Annotated in this window: 7 protein-coding genes; 1 reads left to right on the top strand and 6 read right to left on the bottom strand. The window is 61.9% G+C overall.

Annotated elements, in window-relative coordinates; all coding sequences use genetic code 11:
* Positions 1-27 precede the first annotated feature (27 nt).
* Entirely contained in the window at positions 28-2,052 is a 2,025-nt protein-coding gene (rep, locus tag ACSBQV_RS19805) for a DNA helicase Rep (RefSeq protein WP_033645047.1), read from the bottom strand.
* 109 nt (positions 2,053-2,161) lie between these two features.
* Between rep and ppiC the strand changes: the two genes are divergently transcribed.
* A complete protein-coding gene (gene ppiC / locus ACSBQV_RS19800) occupies positions 2,162-2,443 on the top strand; it encodes a peptidylprolyl isomerase PpiC (protein WP_099782493.1) in 282 nt (93 codons plus the stop codon).
* A 25-nt stretch (positions 2,444-2,468) separates the two neighbouring features.
* Here ppiC and ACSBQV_RS19795 read toward each other — a convergent pair whose 3' ends face one another.
* The 5 genes from ACSBQV_RS19795 to bcsZ all read right to left on the bottom strand — a co-directional run bounded on the left by ACSBQV_RS19795 (position 2,469) and on the right by bcsZ (position 12,597).
* On the bottom strand, positions 2,469-3,974 hold the full coding sequence (locus ACSBQV_RS19795) for a M16 family metallopeptidase (protein ID WP_033645048.1): 1,506 nt from the start codon (positions 3,972-3,974) through the stop codon (positions 2,469-2,471).
* A gap of 260 nt (positions 3,975-4,234) precedes the next feature.
* On the bottom strand, positions 4,235-5,521 hold the full coding sequence (locus ACSBQV_RS19790; protein WP_047025966.1) for a dicarboxylate/amino acid:cation symporter: 1,287 nt from the start codon (positions 5,519-5,521) through the stop codon (positions 4,235-4,237).
* A gap of 273 nt (positions 5,522-5,794) precedes the next feature.
* Positions 5,795-7,801 (bottom strand): biofilm formation regulator HmsP, encoded by a 2,007-nt coding sequence (gene hmsP / locus ACSBQV_RS19785; protein ID WP_206746836.1) that lies wholly within the window; start codon positions 7,799-7,801, stop codon positions 5,795-5,797.
* Positions 7,802-8,029: 228 nt separating this feature from the next.
* Positions 8,030-11,503, bottom strand: coding sequence for a cellulose synthase complex outer membrane protein BcsC (gene bcsC / locus ACSBQV_RS19780; protein WP_099782466.1), 3,474 nt, complete (start codon positions 11,501-11,503; stop codon positions 8,030-8,032).
* Positions 11,485-12,597, bottom strand: coding sequence for a cellulose synthase complex periplasmic endoglucanase BcsZ (gene bcsZ, locus ACSBQV_RS19775; protein WP_099782494.1), 1,113 nt, complete (start codon positions 12,595-12,597; stop codon positions 11,485-11,487). Before bcsZ ends, bcsC begins: the two co-directional genes overlap by 19 nt.
* Positions 12,598-12,599: the final 2 nt, after the last annotated feature.

Genomic DNA, 12,599 nt, shown 5'->3' with positions numbered 1-12,599 from the left:
CAAGGGCGCGATGAGCGCCCTTTCTTTTTAATTCCCGCCTTTGGCCTTGGCCAGCTGGGCGCGGATATTGGCCAGATGGCTCTGCCCCTTCTGCATCCGCTCCTGCGGGCTCACCACTTTGCGCTCGGTTTCCCACGCCAAATCGTCCTGCGGCAGCTCCAGCAGGAATCGGCTCGGCTCCGGCCGCACCAACTCACCGTACTGACGGCGTTCGCGGCACAGGGTGAAGATCAGCTCTTTTTGCGCGCGGGTGATCCCCACATAGGCCAGACGCCGCTCTTCATCGACATTGTCTTCGTCGATGCTGCTCTGGTGCGGCAGCAGCCCCTCTTCCATGCCCACCAGGAACACGTAAGGGAACTCCAACCCTTTGGAAGCGTGCAGCGTCATCAGCTGCACCTGATCCAGCTCCTCTTCGCTTTCACCGCGCTCCATCATGTCGCGCAGGGTGAAACGCGTCACGACCTGGGTCAGCGTCATCGGCTCGTCCAAATCGTTGCCTTCCAGCATCTCCGTCATCCAACCGAACAGCGTATTGACGTTCTTCATCCGCATTTCGGCGGCCTTCGGACTGGTCGAGGTTTCAAACAGCCAGCTTTCATAATCCACGCCGCGGATCAGATCGCGCACCGCCGCCACCGGCTCACGCTCCGCCTGCTGGGCGATGCCGCCCAGCCAGTGGGTGAAGCGCTGGAGCGATTCCAGCCCGCGCCCGGTCAAGTGCTGGCTCAGCCCCAGATCGAAACTGGCGTGGAATAAACTCTTGTTGCGCTGGTTGGCCCATTCGCCGAGCTTCTGCAGCGTCGCCGGACCGATCTCGCGCTTGGGGGTATTGACGATGCGCAGGAAGGCGCTGTCGTCGTCCGGGTTGGTCAGCACCCGCAGGTAAGCCAGCAGATCCTTGATCTCGGGGCGAGAGAAGAACGACGTGCCGCCGGAAATCTTGTACGGGATGCGGTTCTGCATCAGCATCTTTTCAAACACCCGCGACTGGTGGTTGCCACGGTAGAGAATCGCATAGTCGCCGTAGTTGGTTTTTTTCACGAAGTGGTGGGCGATCAGTTCCCCCACCACGCGCTCGGCTTCGTGATCCTCGTTGTTGGCGGTCACCACCTTCAGCTCTTCGCCATACCCCAGCTCGGAAAACAGCCGTTTTTCAAACACGTGCGGGTTATTGGCGATCAGGATATTGGCCGCCTTCAAAATGCGCTCGCTGGAACGGTAGTTTTGCTCCAGCTTGATCACCTGCAGCGCCGGGAAATCTTCCTTCAGCAGCACCAGGTTCTGCGGCCGCGCGCCGCGCCAGGAGTAAATCGACTGGTCGTCGTCGCCCACCACGGTAAAGCGCGCGCGATGGCCCACCAACAGCTTCACCAGCTCGTATTGGCTGGTGTTGGTATCCTGATACTCATCCACCAGCAGATAGCGGATGCGCTGCTGCCAGCGTTCGCGCACCTCTTCGTTGCGTTGCAGCAGCAGCGTCGGCAACAGGATCAAATCGTCGAAGTCCAGTACGTTGCACGCCCGCATATGGGCGTGGTAAAGGCCGTAGCAGTGGGCGAACAGCTTGTCGCGCTCCGAGCGCGCCAGCTCCGCCGCGCGCTGGGGATCGATCAGGTCGTTTTTCCAGTTGGAGATGGTCGAAATCAGCTGCGCCACCAGCGTCTTATCGCTTTCCAGCCACTTTTCGGTCAGCTCTTTCAACAGCGCCAGCTGATCCTGGTCGTCGAACAGCGAGAAGTTGGACTTCATGCCCAGCGCCACATATTCCCGCTTGATGATCTCCAGCCCCAGGGTGTGGAAGGTGGAAATCATCAGCCCACGCGCCTCTTTGCGTCCCAGGGTTTGCGACACGCGCTCTTTCATCTCGCGCGCGGCTTTGTTGGTAAAAGTCACGGCGGCGATGTGCCGCGCCTGATAGCCGCAGTGGTGGATCAGGTGGGCTATCTTGTTGGTGATAACGCGCGTCTTGCCGGAACCGGCACCGGCCAACACCAGGCAGGGCCCGGTAACGAATTCGACGGCTTGTTGTTGGCTGGGGTTTAATCGCATGGCGCTGACTTGCTCGACTGTAAAACGTGGAAGGGAATTGTAGCAGAAAGCGCCGATGAGATTTAGCGGGTATAATCAGCGCAATTTTCGCATCGACAAAGGCAATACCATGGCAAAAACGGCGTGCGCCCTGCACATTCTGGTAGACAATGAAAAGCTGGCCAACGAGCTGCTGGCCAAGCTGAAACGCGGCGTCAGCTTCGACACGCTGGCGCGCAAATACTCGAGCTGCCCGTCAAAACGCAACGGCGGCTCGCTGGGCGAATTCAACAAAGGCACAATGGTGCCTGCGTTCGATAAAGCGGTGTTCAGCATCCCGCTGCTCAAACCTTACGGCCCGGTCAAAACCCAGTTCGGTTACCATATCATCAAGGTGCTGTACCGCAACTGAGGGGGCCTGAGCCCCCTGCCACGAATTACTGCGCGCCAGCGGCGTCCGTCGCCGGCGAAGCGACTGCGGTGTCCGCCGGTTTGGCTTCTTCCGTCACCACCGCCGGCGGCGGCATCATGATGCCGTTATAGGTATCCTGCAGCTGCTTCATGCTCATTTCCGGCTCGCCCTTCGGCTGCATCAGCACCAGCGTCGCGTCCTGAGACAACTGCAGCTTCAGCGCCTGATTCAGCGTCTCCAGCGTCAGGCTGGACAGGAACTCTTGGCGCAGCTTCTGGTACAGTTCCGGCGCGATATCCACCACCCCGCTCTGCTGCGACCGCAGACGCTGGCTCATCAACACGTCGGTGTCGGTACGGGCGTAGGTCGCGAACAGCTTGCTCAGCTGATCGTTTTTCTGCGCCAGCAGCGCATCGAATTCCTCTTTCGACAGGCCGTTGTCTCGCACGTTGGCCAGTTCGCGGGCAATGAAGCCCAGGCTGCCGTTCAGATTGTTGTTCGGCGTATCCAGGTGGATGGCGCACTGCCCGCGCTGGTACTGCACGCGGCAGTCAAAGCCCAAATGCAGGTTTTTCTGGTCGCTTTTTTCCAGCGTCTGCTGGAGGTGCCAGAACAACGCCTCGCGGGCGAGATCGCCACGCCAGTAGCGCAGCAGGCTTTGCGAATCGCGAATCGGATGCCACGGCGAATCCCACATGATCGACAGCGTATCCTGCTTCACCTGCTCGCTGATCAGGCTCACCGGCTGCTGCGGCAGCGGCGTCAGGGTCGGCATCGGAGCCGGAGTTTCACGTTTGCCCTGCAGCGGCGAGAAGGCCTTGTTGATCTGCTCGCCCAGGCTGCGGCTGTCAACCTTGCCGACCACGAACAGCGTCATGGCGTCCGGTGTGTACCACTGCTGATAGAATTTCTTCAACTGCTCAAGGTTGACCGGCCGTTTCGCCGGCTGCGCCGGATCGTGCGCCAGCAGCGTCGAGCCTTTCAGGCGGTAACGCCACCAGGCGTCTTTGGTATTGGGTGGGAAAGTGCCGACCGGATTGATGCTGGAATTCATCACCGCGTGCACCGTGTGCTCGTCGATCGCCAGTTTGCCGGTCGTGTCCGCCAGCCAGGCCAGCGCTTCTTTCAGCAGATCGGGCCGGTTGTTCGGCAAGCTGAGGTTATACATGGTGAAATCGTACGAGATGATAGCCGGCGGCAGCGGCCGCTCGTTATCTACGCTCTGCTGCCACAGCGCCCGCAGCTGCGGCGCCGTGAAGCTTTCGCTGCGCGTCAACGCCAGCCGCGGCAGCAGGTGGGCAAAGCCGGTCTGCTGCGAAGACTCCACCAAAGAGCCGGTATTGACGATCAGCCGCAGTTCCACGCGGTCGCTCGGCCGCTGCGGCGTATCGAGAATCTGCCATGAAAACCCGTTGGCCAGCGCCCCCTGCTGCCAGGCAGGATCGGGTTGTAGTGCTTCAGCCTGCACGCTGCCACTGGCTGCCGCCAGTAGCAGCCCACCAACTATAAGATGAATTCTGGTGCCCTGCATGTGAACCCCTACTTAATGACTATCCAATTTCTTATGCAAATGCGTGTATTCCATTCAATGGAATCATAAAAATACGCCCTGAGTTTCACGGTGGGGCGGAAAGCAGAAAGTGTACCACCGTGTTAGACCGCGCGCCTTTGCGGATGTCACTCATTAGAGTGAAAAATAATAGATTGCGGGGTTTTTAATGCAAAAAATCGTTACGAGGCAGGGGAAGAAGCTCACCGGCCGCGGATGCGGCCGGTGATTTACCGCCGAAATCAGGCGGAAGGCAGCGTTTTGTCCGCGCCGGCGTTTTTGTTGTTCAGGGTGTCTTTCAGCTGCTTCTCATCCAGCTGATTACACCATTTGGCCACGACCACGGTCGCCACGCCATTGCCCACCAGGTTGGTCAGCGCGCGGGCTTCCGACATAAAGCGGTCGATGCCGAGGATCAGCGCCAGGCCGGCCAGCGGCAGGTGGCCTACGGCGGAGATGGTGGCGGCCAACACGATAAAGCCGCTGCCGGTCACGCCCGCCGCCCCTTTGGAGGAGAGCAGCAACACCACCAGCAGGGTAATCTGATGCATGATATCCATGTGGGTGTTGGTCGCCTGCGCGATAAACACCGCGGCCATGGTCAGGTAGATAGAGGTGCCGTCCAGGTTGAAGGAGTATCCGGTCGGGATCACCAGACCCACCACCGATTTCTTGCAGCCCAACTTCTCCATTTTATCCAGCATGCGCGGCAGCGCGGATTCAGACGACGAGGTCCCCAGCACGATCAGCAGCTCTTCTTTGATGTAGTTGACAAATTTGAAGATGCTGAAGCCGTTGGCGCGGGCGATGCTGCCCAACACCACCACCACGAACAGGATGCAGGTGATATAGAAGCACACGATCAGCTGGCCGAGTTGCACCAGCGTACCGACGCCGTATTTACCGATGGTAAACGCCATGGCGCCGAAGGCCCCCAGCGGCGCCAGGCGCATGATCATGTTGATGATGCCGAAAATCACCCGCGAGAAGCTGTCGATCACGTTGTAGATCAGCTGCCCTTTGTCGCCCAGACGATGCAGGGCGAAGCCGAACAGCACCGCGAACAGCAGCACCTGAAGAATGTTGCCGCTGGCGAACGCGCCGATCACGCTGCCGGGGATGATGTCCAGCAGGAACGGAATGATGCCCTGCTGCTGCGCTTGCTCGGCGTAGATCGCCACCGCTTTGGCGTCCAGCGTACCGGGATCGACGTTCATGCCGGCGCCCGGTTGCACCAGGTTTACGATCACCAGGCCGATAATCAGCGCGAGGGTGCTGACGATTTCAAAATACAGCAGCGCGATGGCGCCGGTGCGCCCCACCGCCTTCATGCTTTCCATGCCGGCGATGCCGGTCACCACGGTGCAGAAAATCACCGGGGCGATAATCATCTTGATCAATTTGACGAAGCCATCACCCAAGGGTTTCATCTGGGCGCCGAGGTCAGGGTAGAAGTGGCCAAGCAGGATACCCAGCGTGATCGCCGTCAGCACCTGAAAATAGAGGCTCTTAAAAATTGTTGTTTTCATATGAACATCCTATGGGGGGAAGACACGCACCAGGCGGCAGTCTAAAAATCCAGCCTGTTCATTGCTTGCGCGGAAAATAACACCCACTTAACAACATGGAAATAATTTGTTGCACCCACCCCTCAGGGTTGATGTGAATTTAAGAGCTGAAACGCGTCAGTCCGGGTGCAAAGCTGAAAATTGCGTAAGCCTTTGTTTGCACTAACGCAAAAGAGGTATGAGGGGAATAGCAATTTTCGGACGGGGAAAAGTACCGGAAAGGTAACGCGGCGCTCACGGCGCCGCGCGGCAAAACTCGGTTTCGAACGCTTCACGCGGCAGCGGCCGAGCGAACAGGAACCCTTGCCCGCTGCGAATGCCATGCTTCAGCAGCCAGTCGCGCTGCTCGGCGTTTTCCACGCCTTCGGCCATCACCGGCAACGCCAGCACTTCAGAGATTGAACTGACGATGCGCACCATCGCATCGTCGGCCGGCAGTCCCTGAATGAAACTGCGGTCGATTTTAATCAAATCGATCGGCAGGGATTTCAACCGGTTCAGGTACTCCAGGCTGGAGTAGCCCATGCCGAAGTCGTCCAGCGCGATCGACAGCCCCAGATCGTGCAGCTCGCGCAGCAGCGCCAGCGCGCGGTCGAGATCGTCGATGCGTACCGTCTCGGTGATCTCCAGCAGCAGCTTGCGCGGATCGATCCGATACTGCGCCAGCAGATTTTTCAGATGCGGAACAAACGCCTCGTCCTGCATCTGAATGCCGGAAACGTTGACCGCCAGCGGCAGCGCAATGCCGCGCTGCTGCCAGTCCGCCAGGATACGGCAGGACTCTTCCAGCACCCAGTTGCCGAGCGGCACAATCACGCCCAGCTCTTCCGCGAGCGGAATGACGTCGGCCGGCAGGGTATAGCTGCCGTCGTACTGCTGCCAGCGCAGCAACGCTTCTGCGCCAATCACCTCGTTGGACTGCATGTCGATCTGCGGCTGCAGGAACAGCGTGAAATGCCGCTGCTCAATGCCGTGCAGGATCTCGCTCTCCTGCGTCAATCGTTTCTGCGTGCGCTCCGTCAGGCTGGGTTCGAAGAACAGGATCTGATTTTTCCCTTCGCGATGCGCGGACATCATCGCCGAGGTAGCGCTGCGCAGCAGCTGTTCCGCGCTCTCCCCCTGATTGAGGTAGTGGGCGATGCCGATGCTGGCGTTGGGCCGCAGCGCCAGGCCTTCCAGCGTCAACGGCGCGTTGATCTCCGCCATGATGCGCCGCGCCAGCTGCATGGCGTGGAACGGCCGCTCGATGCCCTTGGCCAGGATGGCGAATTCGGTATTGCTAAGCTGTGCCAGCACGCCGTTTTCGTCGATGCAGCCGCGCAGCTTCTTCGCCAGCGCCAACAGCAATGCCTCGCGCATCGCCGGGCTCATCACGCCCGACGCTTCATGCAGCGTCTCGATGCCGATCACCAGCAGGTTAAAACGCTCGGGGCGCAGGCTTGAGGCGATATGCTGTTCCAGCAACGCGTTCAGCAAGGCCGGGTTGGGCAGTTCAGTCACCGGGTGGCAGGTGCTCAGGCGGCTCATGTCGGCATGCGCCTTGGCCAGCGTCTGTTGATTGCGGTTGTAGTTGCGCACCAGCAGGCCGAGCTCGTCGTCCTGGTGCAGCGCCGGCAGCATCAGCTGGTGATAAGGCGCTTCGTCCTGCGAGATGTTTTCCAGCTCTTTGGCCATCGCGCGCAGCGGATGCACCATCAGCCGGTTCATGCACCAGGTGATGGACACCGACAGGATCAGCGCCAGCAGCAGGTAGGTCGACAGCATGGTCGACAATATGCTGAGGATAAACTGATACATGCGGAACGAATCGGCCTGCAGCACCAGGTAGGCCAGCGGCTGCTGGTTGGCCGGCACCCGTTCCAGCGAATAGAGCGGCACGGATATTTGGATAGGCAGCTCAAACAGCCGGGCGATCAGCGTCGGCACCGGCCGCTCTGGCGGGAAATTGGCGTGCAGCGCCTGAAACTCGTTCGGCAAGACGATATCCGCCCGGCTCAGAATGCCGACCGGCAACAGCGTATTCAGCACCTTTTTGGCTTCCGGCACGTCCATGCGCAGCACCGCTTCCGCCAGCGGCTGGCGTACGGAGTGAGCGATATTCTCCAGTTGCTGGGCGTAGTCATCCCTGCGCTGCTGCACAAAATGGAACAACTGAATCACGATAAAGATACAGATCGTGACCAGCGCCACGCCGGACACTGTCGCCATCTGCTTAATCGTTAACGAACGCCTGACCCGCAAACCTGCTCTCCGTAAAATCGGGCTGAAACAAAAAGGGGGCTGACTCTCACCCGCCCCCTCGAACCGGGCTGAGTATACTCGATCATCGGCTGTTTTTATCTGGCTATGCCGCAGGCATAACCAAGAAAATCGCGGGTTTCAGTCTTTTCCTAGAGCGAACAAACACGACCCGGACACAGGGTAACAAAACTCCCCGGTGTCCGACACTCCGAATCTCTCTCCTCCCGGTTACTTGAAGTCGGCATAAGGCGTCAGCGGCTGCGGCGGTAAATCGAGGTCCCCCTGCCAGCCGGCCAGGGAATAACGCAGATAAATCAACGCGTGGCTCGGCGTATAGTTCTTCGCCTGCTGAATATCGATGCCCGCGCCGAGCGTCCAGTGCGAACTGAGACGGCGTTCGACGATCGCCCGCAGGGTATAACCGACGCCGCTCGAGGCGCTGCCGTCCTCGACGGCGAACTTATCGGGCAGTGAATCCGGGATCAGGCCTTGCAGCGGATAACGGCGCTGGCTGTCGGTTTTCGAATGCGACAGCGAAACCGAACCGCCCAGCTCCCACGACCAGTTCTCGGTGCGCTGACGATAGTTGACCGGCAGCGACAGCGACAGATATTGCTGCGGGCTGTAATAGCCGCCCTGTCCCAGCGAATAGCCACTCAAGTCTTTCTGGTAGTGCCACAGCATGGTATTGAGCCCAACGCTCAGGCGGCGATTGTCTTCGTTGATCACCTTGTAGTAATAGCCGGCCATCAACCGCTGCCGCTGGTTGTCCGCCACGTTCTTGCCGGTGATTTGGTGCGCGCTGAGATCGGCCCACACGCCGTTCGCCTCGCCGCGATCGTAGCTGGCGCTCAGGCTGACGCCGGTGGCGCGCACGCCGCCCCAGGTAGTGCCGGTATTCGGATCCTTGGCGCCGCCAAACGCCAGCAACGAGCTGGAGATCGGCCGCCGCGAGGCCGCCAGCGTCCAGCCGATGTGGTTCCAGTCGCCGCTGTAGGCCAGGCCGCCGCTCCAGTCGACCACCTCGAAGCCCATCGGCGTCGTGCCGATATCGGCGGCCCAGCGATCGTTTTTCCAACCGGCCGCCACGCTGGTGCCGGTGGTTTTCTGGTGTTCATCGCCGCGGCACCCTTGCGTGTGGCAGGTGCCGAAGGTTTCGTAGTATTTGCCGCTGCCGTCGGTCGAGAAGCGGCCGGCATCCAGCTGCACGGTGTCGGTGCGCAAGAAGGCGCGCCCGTCATACAGCGGCATATCCACCTGCAGCATGGTGTCGTGCGCGTTGAAGTCGGAAATGCCGCCGGTGCCGCTCGAGCGCCAGTAATCGTGATCGAGCGTGACGTTCACGTCCTGCTGCCGATACAAATCAGCGGCATCGGAGCGGATGCCGCGTTTCAGCCAGTCGTCGTTCGGGTTATTGCGCGTCAAATAGGTGTAGCGGTCATTGTCCTGCGGCAGCGTCGGCGTGATGCCGCCGGCCACCATCGCCTGGCGGTAATCCTGCTGCGCCCGCTCCGGCTGTTGCTGAGCCCGCTCCAGGCGGGCGGCGTCGCGGTAGATCAGCGCTTTGGTCTGCCCGACGGGTTCTGAAGCCGCCGCCGTTTTCAACCGGCCGAAGAGCGCGTCGGCCTGCTGCGCATCGCCCACCGCGCCCCAAGCATTGGCGACCCGCCGTTGGCTGTTGAGCGAAGCGTCTTGCGGCTGCGGTTCGGTTTTCAGCCGCTGGCGCGCCGCGTCCAGATCCCCCTGCGCCACATAGGCTTCGATCTCGCCCAGCTGCGCATCCGGATTGTTCGGTTCACGGCGTTTCACCCGCTGATAGTCGTCCAGCGCCGCCGCATACTCCCCGCGCGCCAGCGCCCAGTCGGCGAGCAGCAAATCGATGCGCGTGTCCGCCGGCTGCCGGCGCAGATAGGCTTCCGCCGCCGGTTCGTCACCCGCCGCCCGCAGCCCTTCGGCATGTGCGATCGTCGCCTGCATTTTCAGCCGCTGCGCCAGTTCGCGCATGTTGTCGTTCCACTGCGCCGCCGGCAGCGTATTGAGCTGCGCCAGCGCCTGCCTGTCGCGATCGCTGCCGGAAAGATAGAGCGCATAGGCGTAGGTCAGCTGCGGATTGGGGTGCTGGCGCTGCGTCAGCTGCCGGAATAAGGCGTCCGCCTGTTGCGGCTGCCCGGCCTGACGCAGCGCCTGGGCATAGCGATAGGTCAGCCAGACATCGTCGGGCGCCAACGGCTGGGCGCGCCGATAGATTTCCGCTGCCTGCTGCCACTGTTGCTGCTGCGCCAGCGTCTCCGCCTGCTGTTTCAGCCTGTCGAGCCGCAGCCCATCGAGAGTGCTGCGCAGCTTGGCCTGCTGGCTGCGCGGCAGGCCGTCAAGGTAGGCCAGCGCTTTTTCCGGCGACTGGCGCTGATAGATATTCACCAGGCCGCGCAGCGCGCTGCCGTTGCCGGGATCGCGCCGCAGCGCCTGCTGATAAAACCCTTCCGCCGCGGCGTCATCCTTGCTCGCCACCGCCACATCGCCCAGGCCGATAAACGCGTCGCCGTTGCTGTCGTCGAGCTGGCGCGCCTGCTGATATTTCTGCCGTGCCAGCGCGAGATTGCCGGCCTTGAGCGCTTTGTCGCCCTCGTCGATCGCCAGCCAGTAGCCGGTGCTCTTGATCAGGCTCTGCCATTTGCCGCTGCCGTAGCCATTCTTGTCGGCCGCCAGCGCCTGGCGAAACAGCTTCAGCGCCTGCGGGCGGTCACCGGCGCGCGAGTAGGCCTGGCCGAGCGCCCCCAGCACCTCGGCGTCGTTCGGCGTCGCCGCCAACGCCTTTTGCAACTCAGGAATGGCCGCCCGGCTGCCGCCTTTATCCACCTGCGCCAGGCCGCGCACCCGCGCCTGATAAGCCGGATCGGCCAACAGTTTCTGCTGTCTGGCCAGCTCTTCACGGGCGCTGGTCGCCTGATCGCCGGTGTCGAACACGCCGAGGAAACGGTTGAGCGCCGCTACGCTCTGCGCGCTGACCGGCATCGCTTTGACCTTGTCCAGCCACAGATCGGCGGCATCGCCGCGCCCGGCCGGATCGGCGGCGATCTTCTGCAGCAGTTCATAGGCCTGCGCGTCCTGGTTCTGGCTGAACAGCATGCGCGCCAGCGACATGCGCAGCGCCGCGTTGCCGGAATATTGCTGATCCAGCGCCTGCAGCTGCTTTAACGCCTTCGCCTCCTGCCCCGGCAAACGCGCCACCAGCCGCCAGTATTCCACCGCCAGATCGAGCGTCGGCGGCTCGCCGTGGAACAGCGCATCGTACTGCGCCTTGGCCTCCGGCAACCGGCCGGCGGTCGCCATCAGGCGCGCCTGCTGCAGCTTTTGCCGGGTTTCCGGCTGGGTCAGCAGCATGTTCATTTGCGCCTGGCGATAAGCGCTGGACTGCGGCGCGAGCGTTTTCAGCTTGTCCAACTGCTGCTGCGCCAGCGCCATGTTGCCCTGCCGCAGCGCCAAACGCATGCGCGCGGCGATCACGTCCGGGTTGTTCGGATCCATCAGTTCGAGCCGGTACAGCGATTGGCGCACCAGATCGTCCTTGTTGCCGGCCTCGCCAATGCGCACCTGCTCCAGCAGCCACTGCTCCGGCGCCACGGCCTCCGCAGCGCGCGCCTGCGGCAGCATCGCCAGACTCAGCGGAATCAAATTCAGCCAGTTTATTTTGAAGTTGTGCATTGGCCGTCCCACGAGGGTTGCAATTCACCCTGACGATTAAAGCGATAACGTTGTTGATCCCACCCCTGGCCGAACAGCGTCAGCGAGGCGCTGAAATAGGCGTCGTCACCCGGCGGGTGTTCGCCGATCCGTTGCCGCTGTGTCGCCAGCGCCTCGGCCTGCGTCGCCAACATCGGCAACATCGCGGCGGAAAAGCCGACCGGGCCGTCGCCGGTGGTTTTGCCGCTGGCGGTATCGGTTTTCTCCGGCGGCACGCCCTGGCTGGCGGTGAGCTGCGCCATCGGCTGGAAGCGTTTGAGCAGCGCCGCCTTGTGTTCATCGTCGTCCGCCAGCATGCCGGCCCACAGATAGACCCGAATGGCGTCGTAGCTGCCGACGTTCGGCTTGACGGTGTCCGGCTGCCAGCCGGCGCCGACCCGCCATACCACCCAGTCCGGCGAGAAGCCGTGCGGCGCGGTCTCCAACCACAGCCGCTGATTGATCTCGCGCATCGCGCGCCACGGGCCGTTCAGCGCCGCAAAACGCGTCAACAGCTGCGGCGGCAGGTAGCTGGGGTTCAGCCGCCAGCGATCTTCCGCCACGAACCCGACTTTGCCCGGCAGCAGCATCAGCCCCAGGCCGGGGATGTCGGCCACTTCCTCGCGGCCGATGCGCTGCAACAGCAGCGTCCCCAGGGTTTGATAACGCCGGCTTTTCCACAGGCGGCCGGCTTCGAGCAGGTTATAAGCGATCCACAGATCGGCGTCCGACGCCGAGTTGGCGTCCAGCACCTTCCACTGCTTGTCGTCGCCCTCGCCCCACAGCCAGGCGGGTAAACGGGCGCTGAGATCGCCCGCCGCCAGGTTGTTCTCCGTCCAGGTCAACAGCTGGTCGAAGGTCGGCCGGTCATTGGCCACCAGGGCGAAGAACAGGCCGTAACTCTGCCCCTCCGACGTGGTGATTTTGTTCGGGCTGCTCGGATCGATCACCCGCCCCTGCGGGCTGATGTAGAACTGCTTGTACTGTTGCCAGCCCGGCCATTCGCAGGCCGCCGCCGCGCTGAAAGCGCACAGCAGCAGCATGCCGAGCGACAGGCGTTGCAGCATCGCGTTCACCG

This window comes from Serratia sp. B501 (assembly GCF_051172315.1).
Classification (GTDB): Bacteria; Pseudomonadota; Gammaproteobacteria; order Enterobacterales; family Enterobacteriaceae; genus Serratia; species Serratia ureilytica.
This window is presented reverse-complemented; position numbering and strand designations above follow the sequence as displayed.

Excerpts from the sequence above, each read along its gene's own strand:
- ACSBQV_RS19795 (WP_033645048.1), bottom strand. The coding sequence starts at position 3,974 with ATGCAGGGCACCAGAATTCATCTTATAGTTGGTGGGCTGCTACTGGCG.
- bcsC (WP_099782466.1), bottom strand. The coding sequence starts at position 11,503 with ATGCACAACTTCAAAATAAACTGGCTGAATTTGATTCCGCTGAGTCTG.
- ACSBQV_RS19790 (WP_047025966.1), bottom strand. The coding sequence starts at position 5,521 with ATGAAAACAACAATTTTTAAGAGCCTCTATTTTCAGGTGCTGACGGCG.
- rep (WP_033645047.1), bottom strand. The coding sequence starts at position 2,052 with ATGCGATTAAACCCCAGCCAACAACAAGCCGTCGAATTCGTTACCGGG.
- ppiC (WP_099782493.1), top strand. The coding sequence starts at position 2,162 with ATGGCAAAAACGGCGTGCGCCCTGCACATTCTGGTAGACAATGAAAAG.